The following is a 25988-nucleotide window of genomic DNA, read 5'->3' as shown; positions in this document are numbered from 1 at the left end:
CCCGGAGACGGGCGTGCCGAGCGTGCGGTCGGCCGAGGGCATCGACGTCGTGGACCGTCTCGTCCGCGTGGACCAGCGGCCCATCGGCCGTACCCCGCGATCGAACCTGGCGACGTACACCGGCCTGTTCGACGCGGTACGGCGGGTCTTCGCGGCCACCGACGAGGCGCGGGCGCGCGGCGACGCCCCGGGGCGGTTCTCGTTCAACGTGGCATCGGGCCGCTGCGAGACCTGCCAGGGCGAGGGGTTCGTCGCCGTCGAACTGCTCTTTCTGCCCGGCACGTACGCGCCCTGCCCGACCTGCCACGGCGCCCGCTACAACCCGCGGACCCTGGAGATCACCTACCGGGGCCGGAACATCGCGCAGGTGCTGGACATGTCGGTCGACACCGCGGCCGGGTTCTTCGCCGACGTGCCCGCGGCCGAGCGCAGCCTGCGCACGCTGCGCGACGTCGGCCTCGGCTATCTCCGACTCGGCCAGCCGGCAACGGAGTTGTCCGGCGGGGAGGCCCAACGCATCAAGCTCGCCACCGAGTTGCAGCGGGCTCGGCGGGGCCACACCCTCTATCTCCTGGACGAGCCGACGACCGGCCTGCATCCGGCCGACACCGACCTGCTGATGCGTCAGTTGCACGGGCTGGTCGAGGCCGGCAACTCGGTGGTGGTGGTCGAGCACGACATGGGCGTGGTGGCCGACGCGGACTGGGTGCTGGACCTGGGCCCCGGTGCGGGTGACGACGGCGGGCGGGTGGTGGCGGCCGGGCCGCCGGCCGAGGTGGCCGAAGCGGCGGGCAGCCGGACGGCGCCCTACCTCGCCAGGCGGCTGAGGACCCGTACGGGCGCGTGACCGGCTGCGCGGTGGGAGGAGCCCCCTCCGCGTCTCCCACCACGCCGACCCGCGGGCGCCACCGCACCCCCGGATCACCGGGATGCGAATTTCGCATCGATCCCCTCAAATTGTCAAGATAATTTGAGGATCATACGAGCCTAAAATGGTTGCGGACTGACCGTCAACGCGTGTACGGCAACGGGACGCCGAGCAGCTCTGCCGCGGTCCACCCGGTTCCCGGAAGCTCGTCGAGTGGGGCGGCGACGCGCTTCTCCTCGAACGTGAAGTGCGACTCCAGGATGGCGGCGAGGCCGTCGAGTTCACCGCCGCGGCGGCTGACGGGCCGTTCAGGTGGAATTCACGAGCCGAATAGGGATCGGTTTACCACAACCGCCGCCGCTCGCTGACACATGGCGACCCCATTTCGCCTGGCGGCTCAGCCGTGGTGGCCCGCGTCGGCCGGAACCTGGCGGGCAGCAGGTGCGGCGAGGGCCCAGCGGTAGCGCCGTACGCCGTACGACCGGCGGCCGGCACGCGCTCCGCCTCACCCGCGGCGCCCGCTCGGCCCGCCCCCGGTTCAGCCGACGGGCGCGGCTCTGTCCGGCGGCGGCTTCCTGCGGCGCAGGCCCGCCTCCGTCAGCCGCCGTACCAGTTCCTTGCTGCCGACCTCGACCGCCCCCAGCCGCACCGCCTCGGGGTACCTGGCCGACGGGATGTCGTAGTGGTCCCGCTCGAACGCGCGCTGCGGCGCGCCCAACCGCCGTGCGACCGCGTGCAGTTCGGCGTAGGAACGGTCGCTCACCAGGTGTGACCAGACCCGGCCGTGGCCCGGCCAGGTCGGCGGGTCGATGTAGACGGTCATCCGCGCCTCACCCGCCCAGCGCACCCAGCGCGCCGACCGCGGCGACCGCCTCGCCCCGGGCCTCGCACACCCAGTGCGGGTCCGCGCCCAGCTCCGGCTCCACCGCCAGGGCGTGCGGGTCCTCGCACAGCGGGCACAGCGGCCACCGGCCGTGCGTCTCCAGCAGCGCGTCCTGTACGTCCTGCGCGAGCAGGCCCGCCACGAACTCGGCGCCCTGCGGCCACTGCTCCAACCACCACCGGCGCTTGCTCAGCGCGTCCTCCAGCAGCGAGACGATCTCGGCGTCGGCGACATCGCGGGCCTTCATGTCGGCGAGGACGCGCGCGCGGGCGTCGTGGAGGGCGGCTTCCATCCGTCCATTGTGCAGCCGGCCGCGCGCGACCCTGCCATGGCCACCGGGGGACCGCGGGCGCGGTGCGCCCGGCGACGGCGGTTCGCGCGCCCGCTACCACGCTCCTCGCGGACACCCGGCGATGCGGGGTTGACGCGGCAGCAGGGGTGAAAATACCTTTCAGAGGGTGACCTATAGCGTGAAGGAAACTTTCTCCCCGAGCGTCCGCGCCCTCCGGGGCGTACCCGGCGCGCCCGCACCAGTCACGGCCCCCGACCCGGGGGCCCTCGCCGCCAAGGTCCGCACCCTCGCGCCCTCGATGACCCGCTCCATGCAGCGGGTCGCCGAAGCCGTCGCGAGCGACCCCGCCGGCTGCTCACACCTCACCGTCACCGCGCTGGCGGTCCGCACCGGGACGAGCGAGGCGACCGTCGTCCGCACCGCGCGCCTGCTCGGCTACCCCGGCTACCGCGACCTGCGGCTCGCGCTGGCCGCACTGGCCGCGCACCAGGCCACCGGCGCCGCACCCGTCGTCACCGCCGACATCGCCGTCGACGACCCGCTCGGCGACGTGGTCACCAAGCTCGCGCTGGAGGAGCAGCAGACCCTCGCCGACACCGCCTCCCAGCTCGACATCGTCCAACTGGAGGCCGCCGTGGCCGCGTTGGCGGTGGCCCGGCGGATCGACGTGTACGGAATCGCCGCGTCGGGACTGGTCGGCCAGGACCTGGCACAGAAGCTGCTGCGGATCGGGCTGATCGCGCACGCCCACATCGACCCGCACCTGGCGGTCACCAACGCCGTGCAACTACGGCCCGGGGACGTGGCGTTGGCGATCACGCACTCCGGCACCACGCAGGACGTCATCGAACCGCTGCGGGTCGCCTTCGACCGCGGCGCCACCACCATCGCGATCAGCGGCCGCGCCGACGGCCCGGTCACGCAGTACGCCGACGTGGTGCTCACCACCTCCTGTTCGCGGGAGAGCGAGCTGCGGCCGGCCGCGATGTCCAGCCGCACCAGCCAACTCCTCGTGGTGGACTGCCTGTTCATAGGCGTCGCACAGCGCACCTACGACGAGGCCGCGCCCGCGCTGTCCGCCTCCTACGAAGCCCTGGCCCACCGGCACACCCACCGCGCACCGCGCCCCAGCTGACGGCGGCACCCCGCACGCCGTCGGCCCGCCGGCCGGCGGCGACCCGATCGATCCCATCCGCACCCCTTGGCGCCGTGCCCGCCGCGCTTCACCCATCCCCCCGCATCGCGCCAGCCACCCGAGAAGGATGAACGAGCCGCAGATGACCGATCAGTACACCGAGTTGCGCCGGGAGTTGGAGACGCTCACCACGGAGGCGTTCCGACCCGAACTCGCCGAGATCGACCGGCTGTCCACACTGGAGATCGCGCGGATCATGAACGGCGAGGACATCACCGTGCCGGCCGCCGTCGCCGAGCAGCTGCCGCGGATCGCGGCCGCCATCGACGGGATCGCCGAACGCATGGACCGCGGCGGCCGGTTGGTCTACGCCGGTGCGGGCACCGCCGGGCGGCTCGGCGTACTCGACGCGAGCGAGTGCCCGCCGACCTTCAACACCACGCCGGGACGCGAGGTGGTCGGCCTGATCGCGGGCGGCCCGGAGGCCATGGTGACCTCGATCGAGGGCGCCGAGGACAGCAAGGAACTCGCGGCGGCGGACCTGGCCGCGCTGGGGCTCGGTGAAGCCGACAGCGTGGTCGGGATCTCCGCGTCCGGGCGCACGCCGTACGCCCTCGGCGCCGTCGAGTTCGCCCGCCGGACCGGCGCGCTGACCGTCGGGCTGTCCTGCAACGCCGGGTCGCCGCTCGCCGCGGCGGCCGAACACGGCATCGAGGTCGTGGTCGGACCCGAACTCGTGGTCGGTTCCACCCGGTTGAAGGCCGGCACCGCCCAGAAGCTCGTGCTCAACATGCTCTCGACGATCACGATGATCAGGCTCGGCAAGACCTACGGCAGCCTGATGGTCGACGTGCGCGCGTCCAACGAGAAGCTGCGGGCGCGCTCGCGCCGTATCGTCGCGCTCGCCACGGGTGCGGCCGACGCCGCGATCGAGGAGGCGCTCAGCGCGACCGACGGCGAGGTCAAGCCGGCGATTCTGGCTCTGCTGGCCAAGGTGGACGCCGCCACCGCAACCCGCCTGCTCGCCGCCTCCAACGGCCACCTCCGTCAAGCGCTCGAGGCGGCCCACTGACCCTCCGGGGTGGTGTGTTCTGCCGGTTCAGGGACCACCACCCCAGTGGGTCGCTTCCCCCCGGGGCGGGTGGAGCATGATGGGGGGATGAGCAATCTGAATGAGCTGGGCCTGACCACGCTGGCAGGCGAGAAGACGACGTTCGGCCGGCTGACCGACGGAAAAGCCGCACTCGTGGTGAACGTCGCCAGCAAGTGCGGGCTGACCCCGCAGTACGCCGCGTTGGAAGAACTGCACAAGGAGTTGTCGGGGCGGGGCTTCACCGTCCTCGGCTTCCCCTGCAATCAGTTCGGGGGGCAGGAGCCCGGTTCGACCGAGGAGATCGCGGAGTTCTGCTCCACGACCTACGGAGTGACCTTCCCCATGACGGACAAGGTCGAGGTCAACGGCCCGGACCGGCACCCCGTCTACAGCACGCTGACCGGCCAGGCGGACGCGGAGGGCGAGGCCGGCGACATCCAGTGGAACTTCGAGAAGTTCCTCGTCGACCCGACCGGCCGGGTCGTCGCCCGCTTCCGCCCGGGCATCACCCCGCAGGACCCCGGACTGCGCGCCGCGGTCGAGTCCGTACTCCAGGGCTGACCCGGGACGGGTTCACGGACATGCGACGGCGCCCCCTCCCGGGCAGGGAGGGGGCGCCGTCGTGGCGTGCTGGACGCTGATCCGGGTGGATCAGAAGTCCATGTCACCGCCGGGCATGCCACCCGGGGCGCCCGCGGGGGCCGCCTTCTCGGGCTTGTCGGCGATGACCGCCTCGGTGGTGAGGAAGAGCGCGGCGATGGAGGCCGCGTTCTGCAGCGCGGAGCGCGTCACCTTCGCCGGGTCGATGATGCCCTCGGCGACGAGGTCGACGTACTCGCCGGTGGCCGCGTTGAGACCGTGGCCGGGGGTGAGGTTGCGCACCTTCTCCACCACGACACCGCCTTCGAGGCCGGCGTTGACCGCGATCTGCTTCAGCGGGGCCTCGAGGGCGATCTTGACGGCGGCAGCGCCGGTCGCCTCGTCACCCTCCAGCTCCAGCTTCTCGAAGACGGCGGACGCCTGGAGCAGGGCCACGCCCCCACCGGCGACGATGCCCTCCTCGACGGCGGCCTTGGCGTTGCGCACCGCGTCCTCGATGCGGTGCTTGCGCTCCTTGAGCTCGACCTCGGTGGCGGCACCGGCCTTGATGACGGCCACGCCGCCGGCCAGCTTCGCCAGACGCTCCTGGAGCTTCTCGCGGTCGTAGTCCGAGTCGCTGTTCTCGATCTCGGCGCGGATCTGGTTGACCCGGCCGGCCACCTGCTCGGTGTCGCCGGCACCGTCGACGATGGTGGTCTCGTCCTTGGTGATGACGACCTTGCGGGCACGGCCGAGCAGGTCGAGACCCGCGTTCTCCAGCTTGAGGCCGACCTCCTCGGAGATGACGGTGCCACCGGTGAGGATGGCGATGTCGCCGAGCATGGCCTTGCGGCGGTCACCGAAGCCCGGGGCCTTGACGGCAACGGACTTGAAGGTGCCACGGATCTTGTTGACCACCAGGGTGGAGAGCGCCTCGCCCTCGACGTCCTCGGCGATGATCAGCAGCGGCTTGCCGGACTGCATGACCTTCTCCAGCAGCGGAAGCAGGTCCTTCACCGCGGAGATCTTGGAGTTGACGATCAGGATGTAGGGGTCGTCCAGCGACGCCTCCATCCGCTCCAGGTCGGTGGCGAAGTAGGCGGAGATGAAGCCCTTGTCGAAGCGCATGCCCTCGGTGAGCTCAAGCTCGAGCCCGAAGGTCTGCGACTCCTCGACGGTGATGACGCCTTCCTTGCCGACCTTGTCCATGGCCTCGGCGATCAGCTCGCCGATCTGGGTGTCGGCGGCGGAGATGGAGGCGGTGGAGGCGATCTGCTCCTTCGTCTCCACGTCCTTCGCCTGCTCCAGCAGCGCGGCGGAGACGGCCTCGACGGCCTTCTCGATGCCGCGCTTGAGGGCCATCGGGTTGGCGCCCGCGGCTACGTTGCGCAGGCCCTCCTTGACCAGAGCCTGGGCCAGGACGGTCGCGGTCGTCGTGCCGTCACCGGCCACGTCGTCGGTCTTCTTCGCGACTTCCTTGACCAGCTCGGCGCCGATCTTCTCGTACGGGTCCTCGAGCTCGATCTCCTTGGCGATGGAGACACCATCGTTGGTGATCGTGGGGGCGCCCCACTTCTTTTCGAGGACCACGTTCCGGCCCTTGGGGCCCAGGGTGACCTTGACGGCGTCGGCGAGCTGGTTCATCCCGCGCTCAAGGCCGCGCCGTGCCTCCTCGTCGAACGCGATGATCTTGGCCATGGTGAAGTGTCCTCCGCGGACTGGGTTGTTTGCGCTCGGGACCGTGTGGTGCCCGCGACGGACGACCCGCCGGCCACCGGTTCCTTCCCGGCACCCGCACGACCCTCACCGACCCGGCCCTGCTGTCACTCTCACACGGAGAGTGCTAACGCCAATGATTAGCACTCTCCCCCTACGAGTGCAAGCGGTTCCCTCCGGGGGTTGAGCCGCGCGCAGGGTGCCGCCGCGGGCGGCGGCACCCACTCCCCGTGGGCAGGGGTGCCCTTGCGGCGTCGGCCGCACCCGCGCGGACCTGCGCGTTCGGCTGCTTCGTGGCGCGCCGTGCCCGCCGGCCCGGCCACCGCGGCGAGTTGCCGGACCACCGGCCGGTGAGTGGTTGCTCGCGCAGTTCCTCGCGCCCCTGAGATGCGCCTGCTTCCGCAAGGGCGCCCCGTCACCCCTGGGGCGCGACCGCAGTCCGCGAGGGCGCCCGGGGCGGACAAAAGGGGGAGCCGCACCCCGGGGGGATGCGGCTCCTCCGTGTGAAAGGTCGCGTCGATGGCCGAACGCGCCGTGAAGTCAGCCGGCGAGACGGACCATGTCCGCCTGCGGCCCCTTCTGACCCTGCGAGATCTCGAACTCGACCCGCTGGCCTTCTTCGAGGGTGCGGTACCCGTCCATTTGAATCGCGCTGTAGTGGACGAAGACATCCGCACCACCGTCGACCGCGATGAAGCCGTAGCCCTTCTCCGCGTTGAACCACTTGACGGTGCCCTGAGCCATTCCTAACTCCCCTATTGCCGGCCCTATCGCGGCCCCGCACTTCGCGGGCCCGGGTCAGACCTCACCCGCCCGTTGACCCCTTACCACCAACAGGTGGGGGCCCTGGGGGGCGTGCGCCGGAACGCGTCGACCGCGGCTGAATGTATCTGCACGGATGCCGTCTGCAACAGGTCAATCGGACGAGAATTCTGGGCGCGACCCATCGGAAATAACCCGAGAAAAAACGATAAGCCAGGGCAACCCGGGCCGGACATAAAGGGCGAAGCGGAGAATTCGCTCATGAATTTGGCGATAAATCACCGCAGCCGGCTCGGTCAGGTGTCCGCGCTACGAGATTGCCCCCGGCAACTGTACAACTCTTCAACTACCGCCCCGTGACACGGATGCCCCGTCCACCCGAAGGGGTGAACGGGGCGCAAACCGCCAGAACCCGCACCAGCCGGCTCAACTCCCGCCGGACGGCGGCCGGTTCAGCCGCCGAGACGAAGTTCGTCCGCGAGGTTCAGCCGCCGGCGACCGCGGGAATGATCGAGACACTCGCGCCATCCGGCACGGCCGTCTCGAGCCCTTGGGAAAACCGCACGTCGTCGTCGTTGACATACACGTTCACAAAGCGCCGCAGCTTTCCGGCGTCATCGAGCACGCGCGCCGAAATGCCCTTGTGGTCGCGCTCGAGCGAGTCGATCACCTCGGCGAGGGTCGAACCCTCGGCGGGCACCTCGGCCTGGCCGCCGGTGTAGGTGCGGAGAATGGTGGGGATACGTACGGAAGCACTCATGCGAGGCCAGCCTCTCGGAATGCGGCAAGGGTCGGGCGGATGGTCGCGGTCGGTCCGGTGGTCGGCGCCACCGCGTCCAGGGTCTTCAGTCCGTCGCCGGTGTTGAGCACGACGGTCTCGGCGGCCGGGTCCAGTTGCCCGGACTCGATCAGCTTCTTCAGCACGCCGACGGTCACACCGCCCGCGGTCTCCGCGAAGATGCCCTCGGTCCGCGCGAGCAGCTTGATCGCGTCCACGATCTGCTCGTCGTTCACGTCCTCCACGGCCCCACCGGTGCGCCGGGCGATGTCCAGGACGTACGGGCCGTCCGCCGGGTTGCCGATCGCCAGCGACTTCGCGATGGTGTCCGGCTTCACCGGCCGTACGACGTCGTGCCCGGCCTTGAAGGCCGCCGCCACCGGGGAGCACCCCTCGGCCTGGGCACCGTAGATCTTGTAGGGCTTGTCCTCGACCAGGCCGAGCGCGATCAGCTCCTTGAGGCCCTTGTCGATCTTGGTGAGCTGGGAGCCGGACGCGATCGGGATGACCAGGTTGTCCGGCAGCCGCCAGCCGAGTTGCTCGGCGATCTCGTAGGCGAGCGTCTTGGAGCCCTCGCCGTAGTACGGCCGCAGGTTGACGTTGACGAAGCCCCAGCCCTCGCCGATCGGGTCGCCGATCAGCTCGGAGCAGAAGCGGTTCACGTCGTCGTACGAGCCCTCGATGCCGACCAGTTGGCCACCGTAGACCGCGGCCATCACGACCTTGCCGGCCTCCAGGTCGTGCGGGATGAACACGCAGGAGCGGAAGCCCGCCCGGGCGGCTGCGGCGCCGACCGCGCCGGCCAGGTTGCCGGTGGAGGAGCAGGAGAGCGTGGTGAGCCCGAAGGTGCGGGCGGCCTCCAGCGCGATCGCGACCACCCGGTCCTTGAAGGAGTGGGTGGGGTTGCCGGAGTCGTCCTTGACGTACAGGCCGCCGGTGACGCCCAGTTCGCGGGCGAGGTTGTCGGCCTTGACGAGCTTGGTCCAGCCGGGGTTGAGGTTGGGCTTGGTGGCGACGTCGGCGGGCACCGGCAGCAGCGGGGCGTAGCGCCAGATGTTCGTCGGCCCGGCCTCGATCCGCGCGCGCAGCGCCTCGGGGTCGCCGGTCGGCAGGTCGTAGGCGACTTCGAGCGGCCCGAAACACTCCAGGCAGGCGAAGACCGGGCTCAGCGGGTAGCGGGTGCCGCACTCCCGGCAGGACAGCGCCGCGGCCGGTCCGAACGGTGCGGGTGCTCCGGCGTCCTGGGCACCCTGGGTGCCGGGGGTGGAGTCGGTGGTACTTGCGACGGTTTGCGCAGCCATGACAGGCGAGGCCCTTTCTCCTCATCTTCCTCGCACGCGGGCGCGTCACGAGACGGAATTGGCACCTTCCCCACCGTGCTTGACCTCGCGGTCGGCGGGAGGGTTGCCGGGGCTTCTACGGGCCGTTCCCTCTGCCCCTCTGGATGAGCGGTATGGCGACCGGGCCGGTGCGGACCGCACCCGTCGCGTTTGTCCCGCGTCCTGCCCCCGGCATGCGGTGGCGTCACGCGTTGTTCAAGACTGTAACCGACACGGGTGGCGGTTGAGATAGTCGTCCGCACCGCGAGATGGATCACATGCCGGGCATCGGGCCGGCGCGAGGGAGAGGACTCACGTGCTCGACGAGGTGGAGCACTGGCTGCACAGCCGGTCGTGGTCGGCCGCCGACCGGCCGCTTGACCTGCTGCTCGCCGCCAAGCGCGCGGCCGGCGCCCAGGGCACGATCAGCGTGGTGCTGCCGGCACTGGACGAGGAGGCGACCGTCGGCGCCATCGTGGCCGCGATCCGCCGGGACCTGATGTCCGCAGCGGTGCCGCTGGTGGACGAGGTGGTCGTCGTCGACTCCGGCTCCACCGACCGTACGGCCGAGGTCGCCGCCCGGGCCGGCGCCCGCGTGGTCGCCCGGGACCTGATCCTGCCGCGGCTGCCCCCCGTGCCCGGCAAGGGCGAGGTGCTGTGGCGGTCGCTCCTGGTGACCAGCGGCGAGATCGTCTGCTTCGTCGACGCGGACCTGCGCGAGTTCGACACCCGCTTCGTCTCCGGGATCGTCGGGCCGCTGCTCACCGAACCCACCGTGCAGCTGGTCAAGGCGATGTACGACCGCCCGCTGGAGACCGACGGCGCCGTGCTGCCCGCGGGCGGCGGCCGCGTCACCGAACTCGTCGCCCGCCCCCTGCTCAACCTGCACTGGCCGCAGCTGGCCGGCTTCGTCCAGCCGCTCGGTGGAGAGTACGCGGCCCGCCGCTCGCTGCTCGAACGGCTCCCCTTCCCGGTCGGCTACGGCGTCGAACTCGGCATGCTCATAGACGCGTTGGGCCTGGTCGGCCTGGATGCTCTCGGGCAGGTCGATGTCGGGGTGCGGCACCACCGGCACCAGGACGGCCAGGCACTCGGGCGCATGGCCGCGGCGATCTACCGGACCGCGCAGGTCCGGCTCGCCCGGGGACACCTCGTACGGCCCCGACTCACGCAGTTCGGCCGCACCGGCACCTCCTTCGTGCCCAGCACCCACCCGGTCGACACGGAGGAACGGCCCCCCATGGGCGCCGTCCCGGAATACCTCGCCCGCTACGCGGCGTAACAGGGCGTTACGGAAGAGGGTGCCCCGAAGGGGCGCGGGGAACTGCGCGAGCAACCAGAGCGGTGGCGCGCCGGGCCCGCAGGCCCAGCCCCCCGCGGCGAGTATCCGGACCACCGGCCAGTACTGGGCGGACGGGGGCACCTGCCAGGCGCCCTGGTGGGCGCCGCTGCCCGGAGGGCACCCTCCCCGGGGGAAGCCGTGGGGCATCGCAACGGGCGAAGGGCGCCGAATACACGTTTGAGCTGCGCAGCAAATGGCTAGGCTCGCGGCATGGAGGGATCTTCGCAGGGTGCCCGGATTCTGGTCGCGTCGAATCGCGGCCCTGTGTCGTACACCGTGGAACCCGACGGCGCCCTGGGGAGCCGTCGAGGTGGTGGCGGCGTCGTCTCGGGGCTGAGCGCGATCGGCCCGGACGCGGGCGCGGTATGGGTGTGCGCGGCGCTGTCGGAGGGCGACCGGGAGGCGGTGCGGCGCGGGGTCGCGGAGCCCGGGGTGCGGATGATCGCGGTGCCGCCGGAGGTGTTCCAGGCGGCGTACAACGACATCGCGAACTCGGTGCTGTGGTTCGTGCACCACCTGCTGTACCAGACCCCGTTCGAGCCGGTCTTCGACGAGGAGTTCCGCGGCCAGTGGGCCGCCTACGCGGCGTACAACGAAGCGTTCGCCGACGCGCTCGCCCGGGAGGCCGCCGAGGGCGCCGCCGTCCTCGTGCAGGACTATCACCTCGCGCTGGTGCCCGCGCTGCTCCGCGAGCGCCGCCCCGACCTGCGGATCGGCCACTTCTCGCACACGCCGTGGGCTCCGCCGGACTACTTCCGCCTGCTGCCCGACGACGTGGCCACGCAACTGCTCGAAGGCATCCTCGGCGCCGACCGGGCCGCGTTCCTCACCCGTCGCTGGGCCGCCGCGTTCGCCGCGTGCTGCGCCGACGTGCTCGGCGCCGAGGTGTCCGCCGACGGCGACGCGGTCACGTACCGGGGCCGGACGACCCGGCTGGGCGTGCACGGACTGGGCGCCGACCGGGAGTTCCTGCGCGAGCGGTCGCAGCGGCCCGACGTCGGCGAGCGGATGGCGGCGCTGCGGGCCGAGGCCGGGCCGGGCCGGCGGCTGATCGTCCGGGTGGACCGCACCGAGCTGTCGAAGAACATCGTGCGCGGCCTGCACGCCTACCGGCAACTCCTCACCGAGCACCCCGGTTGGCGCGAGCGCGTGGTGCACGTCGCCTTCGCCTACCCGTCGCGGCAGGACCTGGCGATCTACCGGGAGTACACCGCGGAGGTCTCCCGGGTGGCCACCGCGATCAACGACGAGTTCGGCACCGCCAGTTGGACGCCGGTCATCCTCAAGGTCGACGACGACTTCGCCCGCTCGCTCGCGGCCTACCGCCTCGCCGACGTGGCCCTCGTCAACCCGATCCGCGACGGTATGAACCTCGTCGCCAAGGAGGTCCCGGTCGTCTCCGACCAGGGGGTCGCGCTGGTGCTGTCCCGCGAGGCGGGCGCCTTCGAGGAGTTGGGCGACGACGCGTTCACCGTCAACCCCTACGACATCCGCGCGACCGCGGTCGCCCTCAACCTCGCCCTCACCCTCCCCGAGGCCGACCGCGCCGACCGCACCAAGCGCCTGGCCGCGGCGGCCACCGCGCTCCCGCCGCGCCAGTGGTTCCTCGACCAACTCCACGCGCTCGGCGGGTAGTCGGGCACCCATCGGGTAGTCGGGCGGCCACGACCACGCGATCCCCACCCAGGGCGCTCTCTCCCTCGCGGGTCCGCTCCCCGGGCGCGGGTTCGTAGCCCACGCCCGGGACGTCCGGACGTCCGGACGGCAGGGCGTCAGAACGGCGGGACGGACCGGGCGTCAGGGCTTCGGGGCCAGGCCGTCGAGGAGCACCGACAGCAGCCGGGCCGGGTCGGCCGGGGTGGCCGAGCGCGGGCGCATGGCGTGCAGGAAGGCGGAGACCAGCGCCATCAGGTCGGCGGCGGTGAGGTCGGCGCGGACGGTGCCGGCGGCCTGGGCACGGGTGAGCAGGCCGCCGATCTCTTCGCGGAGGACGGCGGCGGTGGCCATGACCGCGTCCTGGATGTCGACGCCGGAGCCGACCAGCGCGTCGACGAGGTCCTGCTTGGGCGCGGACTCGCGCAGCAGGTGGTCGAGGAAGGCGGCCAGCGCGGCCCCGGGGTCGCCGCCGAAGTCGCCTTCCGTGTCGCCGAGTTCGCGGGCACGGTGGATGAGCTGGTGCAGCCGGTCGTGCACGACGGCCTCGAACAGGGCTTCCTTCGTGGGGAAGTGCCGGTAGAGGGTGCCGGGGCCCACCCCCGCGCGCCGGGCGATCACGTCGAGCGGCACCGCGATGCCCTCGGTCGCGAACGCCTCCCGGGCGACCTCCAGCAGCCGGTCCCGGTTGCGCTGCGCGTCGGCCCGCAGCGGCCTCGTCTCCGGCACGTCGATCGCCCCTTTCGGCACCCGTCCCCGGGCACTGCTTCAAACGGAGAGCACTCTCCGGTACGGTGACAACCGGGGCGCACTCTCCGATTCTACGGCGCCCCGGGAGGACATCAGCCATGCCCGCACGCACGCCCCGCGAGACCGTCGAGGGGTTCCTCGCCGCCACCATCGGCGAGGACCCCGGCGCCCTCGCCGACTTCTACGCCCAGCACGTCCTCATCGACATGCCCTTCGCCCCGCCCGAGTTGTATCCGGCCCGCACCGAGACCACCCGCGAGGAGCTACGGGCCCGGTTCCGCGCGGGTGCGGCGGTCCGCCGGTACGAAGCGGTGCGCGACGTACGGCTGCATGTGACCGGCGACCCCGAACTCGTCGTCGCCGAGTACACGTTGGACGGCCGCCTGCTCGCCGGCGGCGAGCCCTTCACCCTCTCCTTCGCGATGTTCCTGACCATCCGCGACGGCCACATCGTGCACACCCGCGACTACGCCGACCCGCTGGCCGGGGCAAAGGCGCTGGGCCGCCTGCCCGAACTCCGCACGGCTCTCGGGGCGCCGGCACCCGGGCCGGACCCAACCACCGTGAGCCCGACCGGCGTTGTCAGCGGCGAAGACCGGACCGCCATCGCCGACGTGCTGGCCCTGCACGGCCACCTCACCGATACCGGTGAACTCGACCGGTTCGACGAGGTGTTCAGCTCCGACATCGTCTACGACCTCACCGGGCTCACCCCGGCCCGCGGCACCCTGCACGGCATCGGCGCCCTCGTCGACGCCGCCCACGCCCTCGGCCCGGCCAACCCCGTCGGCCACCACGTCACCAACACGGTCGTCCGTGCGGGCGAGCACGCGGACCGGGCGTACGCCCGTTCCAAGGGGATCGGCATCTTGGCCGACGGCACCAGCGGGAGCGTCACCTACGACGACACCCTCGTACGCGGCCCGCACGGTTGGCGCGTCACGCACCGCAGGATCACCTCGCGGTGACCGGCCCCGCGGGGCCGGGTCAACGGCCGGGTCAACCCAGTTCGTCGGCCAGGTGGTTGAGGAGATCGACGACGCCGGCCGGGCCCGGGACGGTGAGGTCGGCCTGCGCCAGCACCTCCTTGGGGGTCTCCTCGGCGCCCGCGCTGGCGACGAGGAGTCCGGGCAGGCCCTTGGCGCGCAGGTCCGCGACGGCGGCATAGGCGGCGAGGTCGCCGAGGTCGTCGCCGGCGTACAGGACGCTGCCCGCGCCGGCCTCGCGGAGGTAGGCGGTGAGGGCCACGCCCTTGTCGACGCCGGGCGGGCGCAGTTCGAGGACGTAGCGGCCGGGCTCGACCACGAGGCCGTAACGCGCGGCGAGTTCGCCCAGCGGCGCCCGCAACGCCTCGAACGCGGCGTCCGGGTCGTCGGTACGGCGGGTGTGGACGGCGACCGCGCGGCCGCCCTTGTCCTCGATCCAGGTGCCGCGCCACGCGCCGATCGACTCGAGGAAGCCGGGCAGTTCGGCGCGGACGGCGGTGACGCCGGGGGCGGCGGCCGGCGCGTGCACCTCGCCACTGCGGGCGTCCCAGCGCTCGGCGCCGTAGTGGCCGAGGACCACGAGGTGCTCCAGGCCGGGGACCCCGGCGAAGCCGCCGTACCGTACGGCGACGCCTGCCGGGCGGCCGGTGATGATCACCGCCGCGGCCAGGTGCGGGGTGAGTCGCGCCAGCGCTCCTGCCGCGCCCGGGTGGGCGCGGGCCTGTTCGGGGTCCGGCACGATGGGGGCGAGCGTGCCGTCGAAGTCCAGTGCGACGACGGCGCGTTCGGGGTGGGCGAGCAACGCGGTCAGAGCGTCCTTGCCCTCGGGGGTGTGCGGGGTGAACGTCTCGGCAGAAGCCATGTCGCCGAGCGTAGCGGAACCCCCCGGGGTGCCTGGGGCGCGCGCAACCGGCCACCGCCAGGTGGTCCCTGAACCGACAGCACACACGACCCTGGAGGGTCAGGGGCACCCCGGTCAGCGGTTGTCGGCGTGCCGCTGCCTCGTCTGCCGCCAGCGGTTCACCGTTGTCGGGGCCGCCTGGAGCGCGCGGGGGTCGTCGAGGAGGGCGTTGAGGTGCTGGAAGAAGGCGGTCGGGGAGATGCCGAGCCGTTCACGGATCGCCCGGTCGCGCGGACCGGGCCCGGCCCAGGACCGGCCGGCGAGGTCGAGCACCGCCAGGTCCCGCTCGGAGAGCCCGGGGAAGCCGTCGCCCGCACCCGAACCCGCGCCCGTATCGGAGGGCCCGGGGGAACCGTCACCCGCGCCCACACCCGCGGCTTCGCCGCCCTGCTCGGTCACCTCGATCGCACCCCCTACTGCGGTTGGGACGTCAGCCCCTGACCGTCCTGCATCTCCGCGTAATTCTGCAACTGCGACAGCACGGTCTTCGGGTCCTTGTGCAGCGCCGTGCCGATGACCTTCTTCATCCGGTCGTTCACCGTCGTCCAGGAGGTCTTGTCGACCGGGTAGAAGACCGCCTCGGGCAGCAGGTTCAGGAACTGCACGAGGTCGGCGTCGTGCTTCTCGCCCCGCATGACCTGGGAGGCCGAGGTGGTCACCGGCAACAGCCCGTACTCGTCGAGGAACTTGACCGTGTTCTTGGTCTGGTAGACGTACCGGAGCAGCTTGCGGTCGGCGTCGAGGTTGCCGTTCTGCTTGAAGGCCATCGCCCAGTCCGCGACGCCGAGGGTGTCCTGGTCCGGGCCGTCCTTGCCCGGCAGCGGCGCCACGCCCACGTCGACACCGTGCGCGCGGGCCTGCGCCAGCAGCGTCGGGTGACCGTTGATCATGCCAGCGTCGCCGGCCATGAAGTCGTCGAAGATCTCCTGGCGGTTGGTCTTGACGGGGTCCTTCGGGCCGATCAGCTTCGCGTCGACGAGGTTCTTCTGCAGCCAGGTGAACGCCTGGACGTTCTCGGCGGAGTCGAAGGTGTAGTTGCCGACCGTGTCGGTGATGCCGCCGTTGGCGCCGAGCATCCACATCAGGGACTCCGCCTGCGGCTCCTCCGGGCCGAGCGGCAGCCCGTAGGGGACCTTCACGCCGTGCGCCTTGAGCAGCTTCGCGTCGGCGGCGAGGTCGGCCCAGGTCTTGGGCGCCTTGGAGATGCCGGCCTGCCTGAACAGTTCCTTGTTGTAGAAGAACATCCGGGAGCTGGACGCCCACGGCAGGCCGTACTGGGTCCGGTCGACCGATCCGGCCTGGGACAGCGTGGGGATGAAGTCCGCCTGCTCGCTCACCGTGAAGAGCTGGTCGGCGCTGTACAGCCGGCCCTTGGCGGCGTAGTCGGCGTACGAACCCATCTGCGCGATGTCCGGCGGGTTGCCGGCCTTGACCATGGCGGCGACCTTGTCGTCCACGTCGGTCCATTTCAGTACCTGGACGTCGACCTTGATGTTCGGGTACTGCTTCTCGAAGTCGTGCACGATGTCGTTCCAGTACACGAGCGAGCTGTTGTCGGTCTTCGGGTCGCCGTAGTCCGCGGCCACCAGGTGCAGCGTCACGTCCTTGCTCTGCGCCGTGGAGCCGCCGCAGGCGCTGACACCCGTCAGGGCCAGCGCGGAAGTGAGGCCGGCCGCGAGGCCGAGAAGTCGTCGCCGCTGCACTGTTCCTACCACCCTTGGGACTTCGGGAAAGACCGGGATGCGGGCGGGGCCGCGCGCCGGGCCACCGCGAAAGCGCCGAGTCTTCCCCATATCTTTAGCCAAGGTCTACACCATGAGTGATAACTCTTCGACGGCGGGCCCCATGCTCCGCCCGCCACAGGTCTCTTGACGGACTTTTCCGGTCTCCCGGCCGCACCCCTCCTGACCTGCTCGGCAATAGGCATCTTTGCTGAGAATCGATCTTCCGGGCCGAGTGGACTAGACCTCTATAGGGGTAAGACGCGAGACTGTCCGCGTGAGACATGTCATCGCCCTCGATGTGGGCGGCACCGGGATGAAGGCGGCGCTGGTCGCCGAGGACGGCACACTCCTGCACCAGGCGCGCCGGCCGACGGGCCGCGAGCGCGGCGCGCAGGCCGTGGTGACCGCGATCCTCGACTTCGCCGCGGACCTGCGCGACCACGGCCGCGCCGAGTACGGCCAGGGCGCGGTGGCCGCCGGCGTGGTGGTGCCCGGCATCGTCGACGCCGCGGCCGGCGTCGCCGTCTACGCCGCCAACCTGGGCTGGAAGGACCTTCCGCTGCGCGACCTGCTCTCCGAGCGGCTGGACGGCCTGCCCGTGGCGCTCAACCACGACGTGCGGGCCGGCGGCCTGGCCGAGGGCCGGATCGGCGCGGGCAACGGCGCCGACCGGTTCCTGTTCCTGCCGCTGGGCACCGGCATCGCCGGCGCCATCGGCATCGAGGGCCGGATCGAGGCCGGCGCGCACGGCTACGCCGGGGAGATCGGCCACATCGTGGTCCGGCCCGGCGGCCGGGAGTGCGGCTGCGGGCAGCGCGGCTGCCTGGAGGCGTACGCCTCGGCCGGCGCGATCTCCCGGACCTGGGCGGCCACCAGCGGCGACCCGGACGCCGACGCGGCCGGCTGCGCGCGGGCGGTCGAGGCCGGCGACCGGGTGGCGATCGAGGTGTGGCGGGAGGCGATCGACGCGCTCGCCGACGGCCTGGTCACCGGCCTGACCCTGCTCGACCCCCGGGTGCTGGTCATCGGCGGCGGCCTCGCCGAAGCCGGCGACACCCTCTTCGGCCCGTTGCGGGCGGCCGTCGAGGCGCGCATCACCTTCCAGAAACTCCCGCTCATCGTCCCCGCCGCGCTGGGAGACACCGCCGGCTGCCTGGGCGCGGGCCTGCTCGCCTGGGATCTGATCTCCGTGGAGGTATCCGCCTGATGGCCCCCGTAACGACAACGCAGCGCACCGTTCTGGCGGGTGCCCGCGTGGTACTGCCGTCCGGCGTGGTGGACAGCGGCCGGATCACGGTCGACGGCTCCCGGATCGCCGCCGACGAGCAGGCCGAGCAGGCCACCCACGACCTGGCCGGGCACGGCTACACGGTCGTGCCCGGGTTCGTGGACATCCACAACCACGGCGGCGGCGGCGCGTCCTTCACCTCCGGCACCGCCGAGGACATCCTCACCGGCGTGCGCACCCACCGCGAGCACGGCACCACCACGGTGGTCGCCTCCACCGTCACCGAGAACCTCGACGCCCTCGCCCGGCAGGCCGCCCTGCTCTCCGAACTCGTCGAGCAGGGCGACCTGGCCGGCATCCACTACGAGGGCCCGTTCATCTCGCCCTGCCGCAAGGGCGCGCACGACGAGACGCTGCTGCGCGACCCCGACCCGGCGACCGTGCGCAAGCTGGTCGAGGCCGGCCGCGGCGCCGCGAAGATGGTCACGCTCGCCACCGAACTGCCCGGCGGCATCGAGTCGGTACGGCTGCTGGCCGACCTCGGCGTGATCGCCGCGATCGGCCACACCGACGCCGGCTACGAGCAGACCCGCCAGGCGATCGACGCGGGCGCGACCGTGGCGACCCACCTGTTCAACGCGATGCCGCCGCTCCACCACCGCGAGCCCGGCCCGATCGCGGCGCTGCTGGAGGACGAGCGGATCACGGTGGAGCTGATCAACGACGGCACCCACCTGCACCCGGCCGTGCTCGAACTCGCCTTCGGCAGCGCGGGCGCCGGCCGGGTCGCGTTCATCACCGACGCGATGGACGCGGCCGGCTTCGGCGACGGGATGTACGACCTCGGGCCGCTGAAGGTCGAGGTACGGCAGGGCGTGGCGCGGCTGGTGGAGGGCAACTCGATCGCCGGATCGACGCTCACCCTGGACACCGCCTTCAAGCGCGCGGTCACCGTCGACGGGCTCTCGCTCACCGACACCGTGCAGGCGATCTCGGTCAACCCGGCCCGCCTGCTGGGCCGGTCGGACCGGATCGGCTCGCTGGAGCCCGGCAAGGACGCGGACCTGGTGGTGCTGGACGAGGCGTACGACGTGGTGGGCGTGATGCACAATGGCACATGGGTGGTCGAACCCGTCACCGCCCCCGCCGCTGCAGCCGCTCCAGACGCGCCCGCAGAGCGGTCGAAGTGGAGCCGACGACTCACCATGCGCCCCAGCCCAGCCTGCCGTCCCCCGTCCGGCCCTGTCGGCCCCGCCCGGCCGGCGGGCGGGGTCCGGCCGCTTCCGGCCGCCTGTACGGCCGCCCGCCCGGCACCCCGTGACCGTCATATCTTCAACGTCTGCGTAAAAGCAGCCGCCCCGCTCTGGGCCGACCGCCGTCGGTTTGCCAAAATCAACACGTGATCATCACCGTCACGCTCAACAGCGCCCTGGATGTGACCTACCAGGTCCCGTCCCTGATACCACATGCCACCCACCGGGTGGTGGAGGCGGTGGAGCGGCCGGGCGGCAAGGGTCTCAACGTCGCCCGCGTGCTGGCCGCACTCGGCCACCGCGCCACCGTCACCGGCTTCGCCGGCGGCCCGGCCGGCGACGAGCTGCGCCGCGGCCTCGCGGCGGTGCCCTACGCGGACCGGCTCACCGACGCGCTGGTGCCGGTGGCCGGCACCACCCGTCGCACGGTCGGCGTGGTGGACTCGGCCACCGGCGACACCACCATGTTCAACGAGCCCGGCCCGACCATCGGCCCCGCCGAGTGGGCGGCCTTCCTCGCCGTCTACCGCGAGTTGCTCGCCGGCCCCGACACCGAGGCGGTCGCGCTGTGCGGGAGCCTGCCACCGGGCCTACAGGTCGGCGCGTACGCCGAACTGGTCCGGGAGGCACGCACGTCGGGCGTCTACGTCCTGCTCGACACCAGCGGTGAGCCGCTGCGCCGCGGCCTGGCCGCCCGCCCCGACCTGATCAAGCCCAACGCGGCCGAGCTGACCGGGCTGACCGGCTTCTCCGAACCGGCCCGCGCGGCCCACGACGCCAGGCGGCGCGGCGCCCGCGGGGTGGCCGCCTCCCTCGGCGCCGACGGGATGCTCGCGGTCACCGAGGACGGCGCCTGGCGGGCCCTGCCGCCGGGCCGGCTGGCGGGCAACCCCACCGGCGCCGGCGACTCGGCGGTCGCCGGGCTGCTGTCCGGACACGTGGAGGGGCTGCCATGGCCGCACCGGCTGGCCCGCGCGGTCGCGCTGTCGGCGGCCACGGTGCTCGCGCCGGCCGCCGGGGAGTACGACGAGGCCGGGTACGAGGAGCTGCTGCCGAAGGTGGAGGTCGTCCCGGCGGGGTAGGGGCCCGCCCCGGCCGGGGCGGCGGCGCGACCGCGCGGAACGGGCGGAACGGACCGCCTAGGCCGCGACCGGCAGGGGCTGCCCGGTAGCGAGGTGTCCTGGTGCTCCCCCACGGCCTTCGGCGTGGGTGGTGCCCGCACCCCCTCGTAGTGGGCCCTACGAGGACACGCGTGCCAGGACAGCGAACGGGGCACACCTTGCCGGGAGGGGCACTACTTCGGGTCCTTGCCCTCCCTGAGCTGCACCTGGTCGAGGTTCACCCCGCAGTTGCTGTCGGCCGGGGTGCAGGACAGCGTCAGGACGTTGGAGCCCTTCTTCAGGTTCACGTATTTGAAGGTCGTCATGTTCCACGCCTTCGCCCAGTCGGTGGCGTTGCCGTAGTTGTTGAGCTTCACCGGGTCGGTGCGCGGTTCGCCGTTGACGCCCAGCGTCAAGGTGGCGTCGGGGCCGGCGTTCCCGTAGCTGAAGTGGTAGGTGTACGTGCCCGCCTTCGGCACGTCCACGGTCCAGGTCACCGTGGCGCCCTGGTTGCCCATGTTGTCGACGTAGCTGCCGCCCGCCGCGTTCGCGCCCGGGTGCTCGGTGCTGGTCGCGGCGCCGCCGCTCAGCGCGAGCGTGGACACGTCGACCTTCTTCGAGTCGAACTTCGTCGGAGTCGCGGACGGCGACGCGGACTGGGTCGGCGCGGTGCTGGCGCTGACGGCACCGGTCGGCTTGTCGTCGGCGGTCTTCTTCTTGTCGCCCGAGCTGCTGGTCATCGCGAAGGCGATGCCGATCGCGACGGCGGCGACCACGGCGACGGCCGCGATCAGCAGACCCCGGCGGTTCGGGGAGCTGTCCGGCCCGCCCGGACCGCCGGGCCTGCGGCCGCCGGGCGGGCCCTGCTGCGGGTCGTACGGCGGCTGGCCGTACTGCTGCGGCTGGCCCTGCGCCTGCGGGTACTGCGCGGTCGGGCCGCCGCCGTACTGGCCCGCGTGCTGCTGCCGGCCCTGGTCGTAGCCGTACGGCGCCTGGGGCGGGTAGCCGTAACCGCCGCCGCCCTGCTGCTGGGGCGGGGCCTGCGGCGGGTAGCCGTAGCCACCGGTCGCCGGGCGCCGCTCACCGACCCGCTGCACCTGGTGGTACGAAGTGCGGGGCACGCCGGGCTGCCCGGCCGCCGGCTGGCCGCCGGCCGGGTCCGGCTGTTCGCCGCCCTCGGACCGGTAGAGATACGCGAACGGGTCGTCGTTCTCCGGCGCGCCGTCGTTTCCGGCAGTCATCCGCTGTCCACTCCCTCGACTGTGGTATGCCAGGCACCTTACCGGCCCCGGACGACACACCTCCCACGCTCTTCGACGCGTGGACAGGTCGGTAAGGTTCCCCTGTGACAAGCGCCACGGGTCCCGGCCGCCCCGATCCGGACCCGGGCCAGGATCAAGGCCCCGTGCCCGAGTGGCTGCCATGGCAGGACGCGATGGAGCTGGCACTGTACGGCCCCGGCGGATTCTTCCGCCGCGAGCGGCCCGCCGACCACTTCCGCACCTCCGTGCACGCGTCACCGCTGTTCGCGGGCGCCGTGGCGGAACTGCTCGGCCGGGTCGACGAGGCGCTCGGCCACCCCGCGCGGCTGGACTTCGTCGACATGGCGGCGGGCTCGGGCGAACTCGCCGCCGGCGTGCTGGCCGCCCTTCCGCCCGCCCGCGCGGCCCGCGTGCGCGTGCACGCCGTCGAGCGATCCGCCCGCCCGGCCGGCCTCGACCCCCGCGTCGTCTGGACCGCCGAACCGCCACCGGACGCGCGCGGTCTGCTGTTCGCCAACGAATGGCTGGACAACGTTCCCCTGCCCGTCGCCGCGCCCGCCCCCGACGGCCGCACCCGCTACGTCGAGGTCCGGCGCGCGGACGGCGCGGAACGCCTGGGCCCCCGGGTGACGGATGAGGACGCGAGGTGGCTGGAGCGGTGGTGGCCGCTGGGCGCGGGCGGCGGCGCCGACCGCCGCGCGGAGATCGGCCGCGGCCGCGAGGCCGCCTGGCGGCGGGCGGTCGGCACGCTCGCCGCGGGCCTGGCCGTGGCGGTGGACTACGGCCACACCGCCGCGGCCCGCCCGCCGCTCGGCAGCCTCACGGGCTATCGCGACGGCCGCCAGGCCGTCGCCGTGCCGGACGGCTCGATGGACCTGACCGCGCACGTCGCGATGGATGCCCTCCCGGGCACCCTCACCACGCAGCGCGCGGCACTGCACGCCCTGGGGGTCCAAGGGCAGCGCCCCCCGCTCGCCCTGGCCGCCCAGGACGCGCCGGCCTATCTACGGGCGCTGGCCGCCGCCACGGAAGCGGCCGAGCTGACCGCGAAGGGCGGCCTCGGCGACTTCCTGTGGCTCACCACTCCGGTCGGCGCGGAATGCGCGGACCTGCTCGGGCCGCGGCCCGCGGGCTGACCGCCGCCCGCAATACCCGGCGCCCGCATCGCCGTTCACCCGCAATACCCGGCGCCCGCGCCACCCTTCACCCGTATCGCCCGCACCTGTAGCTTTGCCCAACGGGCGCCCGTTGCAACGCCGTTCACGCTTCTGGCATGCAACCACGAAGCGCGCGCCCGTCGTGTCACCCTGAGACACAGGGTGTGCCAGGAGATGCCAGGGGGGAGGCGGGGCATGGCCGGTATCGGCATCAGACCGCTCGGCGAGGACGACCCGAAGCGGCTCGGACCGTACCGGCTGCTGTGGCGGCTGACCACGGGCGGGATGGGGCGGATCTACCTGGCCAGGCCCCAGCAGGCCGGCCCGCTCGTCGCGGTCAAGACGCTGCTCGCGGAGGGCGTGGTCAGCGAGCCCGACCGCAAGCGCTTCGCCCGCGAGGTGGACCTGGCCCGGCGGGTGGACAGCTCCTACACCGCCCGCCTGCTCGATGCCGACGCCCGGGCCGAACGGCCCTGGATGGCCATCGACTACGTGCCCGCGCCGTCCCTGGGCGACCTGGTCCGCGCGGCCGGTCCGCTGCCGCCGTCGGCGCTGCCCTGGCTGGCGGCCGGCACCGTACAGGCCCTGCTCGCCCTGCACGACAAGGGCGTCGTGCACCGAGACGTCAAGCCCCAGAACATCCTGCTGCCGCTGACCGGGCCGCTGGTCATCGACTTCGGCATCTCGCACGCGATCGACAAGACCACCACGTCGCTGACGTTGGGCACCATCGACTACACCTCGCCGGAGCAGGCGCTCGGCCGGCGCTCCACCCAGGCGTCCGACGTGTTCTCGCTGGGCGCGACCCTCTTCCACCTCGCGGTGGGCCACGCGCCCTACCCGGAGACCGACGACGGCCCGCTGCAACGGCTGGCCCGGGTGCAGACCGGCGCGCTCGACCTGTCCGGCCTGCCGCCGCGCCTGGCCCCGCTGATCCACCCGACCCTGGCCGCCGAACCCGACCAGCGCCCCACGCTCGACGAACTCCTGGTGCACTTCATCGACGAGGCCGACCGGGCGCCCGCCCAGCGCGGCGGGCAGCACCGGCTGCCGGTGCGGTGGACCGCGCTGATCGACGCGTACGAGGCGCACGGGCGCGCACTGGACCTCGACGAGGGCGGCGCGGTCGCGATGGCCGACGAGCACACCCGCCCGCTGCCACCGCCGGCGCCCACCCTCGTGGACACCCGGGAGCGGGCGGCCCGCCGGGACCGGGAGGAGCAGGCGCGGCAGGCGCGCGAGCAGCGGGAGCGGGAGCTGCGCGAACTGGCCGCGGCGACGCGGGCCAAGGCGGCCGAGGCGGAACGGCAGCGGCAGGCCGAACGGGAGACCGCGAAAGCGGCGGCAGCGGCCCAAGCTGCGGCGAAGAAGGCGGCCGAGGCGGAACGGAAGAAGGCCGAGCGCAAGAAGGCGGAACAGCGCAAGGCCGAGCAACGCCGGGCGGAGCAGCGCAGAACCGAGGAACTGGCCGCCGAGAAGCGCAGAGCCGAGCAGAAGAAGGCCGAACAGCGCGCCGCCGCGGCCAAGGCCAAGCAAGGGGAGACCGCCGGCGCCTGGCTGGTGGCCGTCGTACTCGTCATCGCCCTGGTGGCCTGGCATCCGTGGACGGGCCACCACAACTCGGGCTCGGCGAGCGGCGCGTCGAGCGTCACGACGGCCCCCCCGTCCCTGTCCGGCGGGGACGGTACCCCCTCCGACGACCCGGACAACGCCGACGCCGGCGCGGCCGACATCCCCGACGACGACCCCGCCACCACGGACGACACATCGGCCGACACATCGGACGGCGGCTCGGACGCCGACACCGTCCCGGACACGACACCTCCCGCGCCCACCACCACGACCCCGCCCCCTGATCCGACCGAAGAGGCGTTCAAGGCCGTCCCGATCGGCGACTGCCTGCCCGTATACGACACCGGTCGCGGCGGCAACAACACCATCACCTGGAGCGCCTCCACCCCGCCGAGCCCGGTGTCCTGCTCCGGCCAGTGGGGCGGCCTGGTCCAGGTCACCAGCCGTACGAGCGGCAGTTGCCCGAGCGGCATCGGCAAGTCGTCGTGGGGCTACTACTCCTCCACCTCGGGTGACACCACGCGGCTGTGCGTCACCCGCGTCTTCGTCCCGCACTACTGCCTGCTCGGCACGCAGTCCGGCGAGTCCATCAGCATCGGCGCGATGACGGCCGTGGACTGCACCGCGAAGCGGGTCCCCGTGCCGTACAACCAGGTCATGTGGATATCAGGCATCTACCGGGCCCCGTCTGGCGCCTCCGCGAACAACTGCGTGCTGGGGGCGAGCGACCAAACCCGGTACTGGGCCTGGCTGGTGGACGACGGCCGGGACCTGCTGTGCACGACGGTCTACCACGACGGCTGACCGGACCCGACGGCGAGACCTCAGCCGGCGAGCTTGCCGAGCCCTTCTAGCAGCCTGCGCTCCACCTCCGGGTCGAGCCCCACCGGTGGGCGGTCAGGCCGTTGGGGCGCCGCCCCGCCGATGTCCACGAGCCAGCGCCAGGTGTCCGCGACGGTCTCCCCGACCGGGCGGCACGACAGGCCCGCGCCCACCGCCTTGCGCACGTCGCCGCGGTGCATCGTGTCGTACAGCTCGCCCGGCGGCAGCCACACCGGCAGCTGCGTCCACGGCTCGATCCCGGCCGCCTCGACCGCCTCCGGCGCCGTCCAGCGCAGCACGGCGTCCGAGCCGGTCACCCGCGCGCAGGTCTCCAGCAGCTCGCCCATCGTGGTGTGCCCGGGCGGGCTGACCAGGTTGTACGGCCCGCCGAGTCCCGCGGCGAGCGCGTCGAGCGTCCAACCGGCCAGATCCCGTACGTCGATGTACTGCAGGCCCGCCTCCCGCGGCCCGGGCGCCAGTACCTCGCCGCCACGGGCGATCCGCCCCAGCCACCACGGCAGCCGCCCGATGTTCTCGTACGGCCCCAGGATCAGGCCGGCCCGCACCAGCAGCGCCGCGTCGCCGTACGCCTCCTGCGCCGCGATCTCGCCGGCCCGCTTCACGGCCGCGTAGTCGTCGCCCTCGCCGTCGACCAGCTCGCCGTTCTCGTCCACGCCCCCGCGCGCCGGGTACGCGTACACCGACCGGCTCGACACGTATCCGTACCGGCCGACCCGCCCGCCCAGCACGCGCGCCGCGTCCCGCACCGCGGCCGCGTCCCACGACCCGGTGTCCACCACCGCGTCCCACTCC

The 25988-nt window shown here is 72.7% G+C and carries 22 protein-coding genes, 2 pseudogenes and 1 riboswitch; of the genes and pseudogenes, 12 read left to right on the top strand and 12 right to left on the bottom strand.

Translation table 11 applies throughout. The annotated features are described in order from the left end of the window. A pseudogene (locus AC13HU_RS05215) lies at positions 1 to 847 on the top strand (ABC transporter); the annotation flags it as partial. 559 nt (positions 848 to 1406) lie between these two features. Here AC13HU_RS05215 and AC13HU_RS05210 read toward each other — a convergent pair. Both AC13HU_RS05210 and AC13HU_RS05205 read right to left on the bottom strand, forming a co-directional pair. Then, positions 1407 to 1691, bottom strand: a complete 285-nt coding sequence (locus AC13HU_RS05210) for a DUF4031 domain-containing protein (RefSeq protein ID WP_483040534.1) — start codon at positions 1689 to 1691, stop codon at positions 1407 to 1409. 7 nt (positions 1692 to 1698) lie between these two features. Continuing rightward, positions 1699 to 2043: a hypothetical protein gene (locus AC13HU_RS05205; protein WP_483040533.1), complete on the bottom strand. Its 345-nt coding sequence runs from the start codon at positions 2041 to 2043 to the stop codon at positions 1699 to 1701. A 166-nt stretch (positions 2044 to 2209) separates the two neighbouring features. On the opposite strand from AC13HU_RS05205, the gene AC13HU_RS05200 reads away from it, so the two are divergent. From AC13HU_RS05200 to AC13HU_RS05190, 3 genes are all read left to right on the top strand, one after another. After that, positions 2210 to 3178, top strand: a complete 969-nt coding sequence (locus tag AC13HU_RS05200; protein ID WP_483040532.1) for a MurR/RpiR family transcriptional regulator — start codon at positions 2210 to 2212, stop codon at positions 3176 to 3178. A 142-nt stretch (positions 3179 to 3320) separates the two neighbouring features. Next, positions 3321 to 4250, top strand: a complete 930-nt coding sequence (gene murQ, locus AC13HU_RS05195; RefSeq protein ID WP_483040531.1) for an N-acetylmuramic acid 6-phosphate etherase — start codon at positions 3321 to 3323, stop codon at positions 4248 to 4250. 87 nt (positions 4251 to 4337) lie between these two features. Then, entirely contained in the window at positions 4338 to 4832 is a 495-nt protein-coding gene (locus tag AC13HU_RS05190; RefSeq protein WP_483040530.1) for a glutathione peroxidase, read from the top strand. Positions 4833 to 4922: 90 nt separating this feature from the next. Here AC13HU_RS05190 and groL read toward each other — a convergent pair whose 3' ends face one another. The 4 genes from groL to thrC form a co-directional block, all read right to left on the bottom strand. After that, positions 4923 to 6548: a chaperonin GroEL gene (groL, locus tag AC13HU_RS05185; RefSeq protein ID WP_328465213.1), complete on the bottom strand. Its 1626-nt coding sequence runs from the start codon at positions 6546 to 6548 to the stop codon at positions 4923 to 4925. Positions 6549 to 7106: 558 nt separating this feature from the next. After that, positions 7107 to 7310: a cold-shock protein gene (locus AC13HU_RS05180; protein WP_009339379.1), complete on the bottom strand. Its 204-nt coding sequence runs from the start codon at positions 7308 to 7310 to the stop codon at positions 7107 to 7109. 502 nt (positions 7311 to 7812) lie between these two features. Then, complete coding sequence (locus AC13HU_RS05175) at positions 7813 to 8088, bottom strand: ubiquitin-like small modifier protein 1 (protein ID WP_483040529.1); 276 nt, start codon at positions 8086 to 8088, stop codon at positions 7813 to 7815. Further along, the gene (thrC, locus tag AC13HU_RS05170) at positions 8085 to 9407 is read right to left on the bottom strand and encodes a threonine synthase (protein ID WP_483040528.1); all 1323 of its coding nucleotides are present in this window, start codon (positions 9405 to 9407) and stop codon (positions 8085 to 8087) included. Before thrC ends, AC13HU_RS05175 begins: the two co-directional genes overlap by 4 nt. Before the next feature lie 18 nt (positions 9408 to 9425). Beyond that, positions 9426 to 9557: riboswitch (SAM riboswitch) on the bottom strand. 184 nt (positions 9558 to 9741) lie between these two features. Here thrC and AC13HU_RS05165 point away from each other — a divergent pair. Continuing rightward, on the top strand, positions 9742 to 10707 hold the full coding sequence (locus AC13HU_RS05165) for a glucosyl-3-phosphoglycerate synthase (protein ID WP_483040527.1): 966 nt from the start codon (positions 9742 to 9744) through the stop codon (positions 10705 to 10707). Positions 10708 to 10977: 270 nt separating this feature from the next. Beyond that, a complete protein-coding gene (locus tag AC13HU_RS05160) occupies positions 10978 to 12402 on the top strand; it encodes an alpha,alpha-trehalose-phosphate synthase (UDP-forming) (RefSeq protein WP_483040526.1) in 1425 nt (474 codons plus the stop codon). Between the two features lie 162 nt (positions 12403 to 12564). Here AC13HU_RS05160 and AC13HU_RS05155 read toward each other — a convergent pair whose 3' ends face one another. Beyond that, a complete protein-coding gene (locus AC13HU_RS05155; RefSeq protein ID WP_483040525.1) occupies positions 12565 to 13149 on the bottom strand; it encodes a TetR/AcrR family transcriptional regulator in 585 nt (194 codons plus the stop codon). 119 nt (positions 13150 to 13268) lie between these two features. Between AC13HU_RS05155 and AC13HU_RS05150 the strand changes: the two genes are divergently transcribed. Continuing rightward, complete coding sequence (locus tag AC13HU_RS05150) at positions 13269 to 14138, top strand: nuclear transport factor 2 family protein (protein ID WP_483040524.1); 870 nt, start codon at positions 13269 to 13271, stop codon at positions 14136 to 14138. A 31-nt stretch (positions 14139 to 14169) separates the two neighbouring features. On the opposite strand, the gene otsB is transcribed toward AC13HU_RS05150, so the two are convergent. The 3 genes from otsB to AC13HU_RS05135 form a co-directional block, all read right to left on the bottom strand. Beyond that, entirely contained in the window at positions 14170 to 15018 is an 849-nt protein-coding gene (gene otsB / locus AC13HU_RS05145; protein ID WP_483040523.1) for a trehalose-phosphatase, read from the bottom strand. Positions 15019 to 15132: 114 nt separating this feature from the next. Then, positions 15133 to 15456 carry a DUF3263 domain-containing protein gene (locus tag AC13HU_RS05140; RefSeq protein WP_483040522.1) on the bottom strand — a complete coding sequence of 108 codons (324 nt, stop codon included), beginning with the start codon at positions 15454 to 15456 and terminating at the stop codon, positions 15133 to 15135. A 14-nt stretch (positions 15457 to 15470) separates the two neighbouring features. Next, the gene (locus tag AC13HU_RS05135) at positions 15471 to 16760 is read right to left on the bottom strand and encodes an extracellular solute-binding protein (RefSeq protein ID WP_483040521.1); all 1290 of its coding nucleotides are present in this window, start codon (positions 16758 to 16760) and stop codon (positions 15471 to 15473) included. Positions 16761 to 17055: 295 nt separating this feature from the next. On the opposite strand from AC13HU_RS05135, the gene AC13HU_RS05130 reads away from it, so the two are divergent. The 3 genes and pseudogenes from AC13HU_RS05130 (at position 17056) to AC13HU_RS05120 (ending at position 20344) form a co-directional block, all read left to right on the top strand. Further along, positions 17056 to 17988, top strand: a complete 933-nt coding sequence (locus AC13HU_RS05130) for an ROK family protein (RefSeq protein ID WP_483040520.1) — start codon at positions 17056 to 17058, stop codon at positions 17986 to 17988. Continuing rightward, a pseudogene (nagA, locus tag AC13HU_RS05125) lies at positions 17988 to 19151 on the top strand (N-acetylglucosamine-6-phosphate deacetylase); the annotation flags it as partial. The gene AC13HU_RS05130 and the pseudogene nagA, both read left to right, overlap by 1 nt. A gap of 257 nt (positions 19152 to 19408) precedes the next feature. Beyond that, positions 19409 to 20344: a 1-phosphofructokinase family hexose kinase gene (locus tag AC13HU_RS05120; RefSeq protein WP_483040519.1), complete on the top strand. Its 936-nt coding sequence runs from the start codon at positions 19409 to 19411 to the stop codon at positions 20342 to 20344. Between the two features lie 212 nt (positions 20345 to 20556). On the opposite strand, the gene AC13HU_RS05115 is transcribed toward AC13HU_RS05120, so the two are convergent. Further along, the gene (locus tag AC13HU_RS05115; RefSeq protein ID WP_483040518.1) at positions 20557 to 21603 is read right to left on the bottom strand and encodes a carbohydrate-binding protein; all 1047 of its coding nucleotides are present in this window, start codon (positions 21601 to 21603) and stop codon (positions 20557 to 20559) included. Between the two features lie 194 nt (positions 21604 to 21797). Here AC13HU_RS05115 and AC13HU_RS05110 point away from each other — a divergent pair, with 194 nt between their 5' ends. After that, positions 21798 to 22760, top strand: coding sequence for an SAM-dependent methyltransferase (locus AC13HU_RS05110; RefSeq protein ID WP_483040535.1), 963 nt, complete (start codon positions 21798 to 21800; stop codon positions 22758 to 22760). A 216-nt stretch (positions 22761 to 22976) separates the two neighbouring features. Continuing rightward, a complete protein-coding gene (locus AC13HU_RS05105) occupies positions 22977 to 25157 on the top strand; it encodes a serine/threonine-protein kinase (RefSeq protein ID WP_483040517.1) in 2181 nt (726 codons plus the stop codon). A gap of 20 nt (positions 25158 to 25177) precedes the next feature. Here AC13HU_RS05105 and AC13HU_RS05100 read toward each other — a convergent pair. Then, positions 25178 to 25988: NAD-dependent epimerase/dehydratase family protein (locus tag AC13HU_RS05100; RefSeq protein ID WP_483040516.1), on the bottom strand; the 811-nt coding region annotated here is incomplete at its 5' end.

The sequence above is a fragment of the Streptomyces sp. NH27 genome, assembly GCF_056859195.1.
This window is presented reverse-complemented; position numbering and strand designations above follow the sequence as displayed.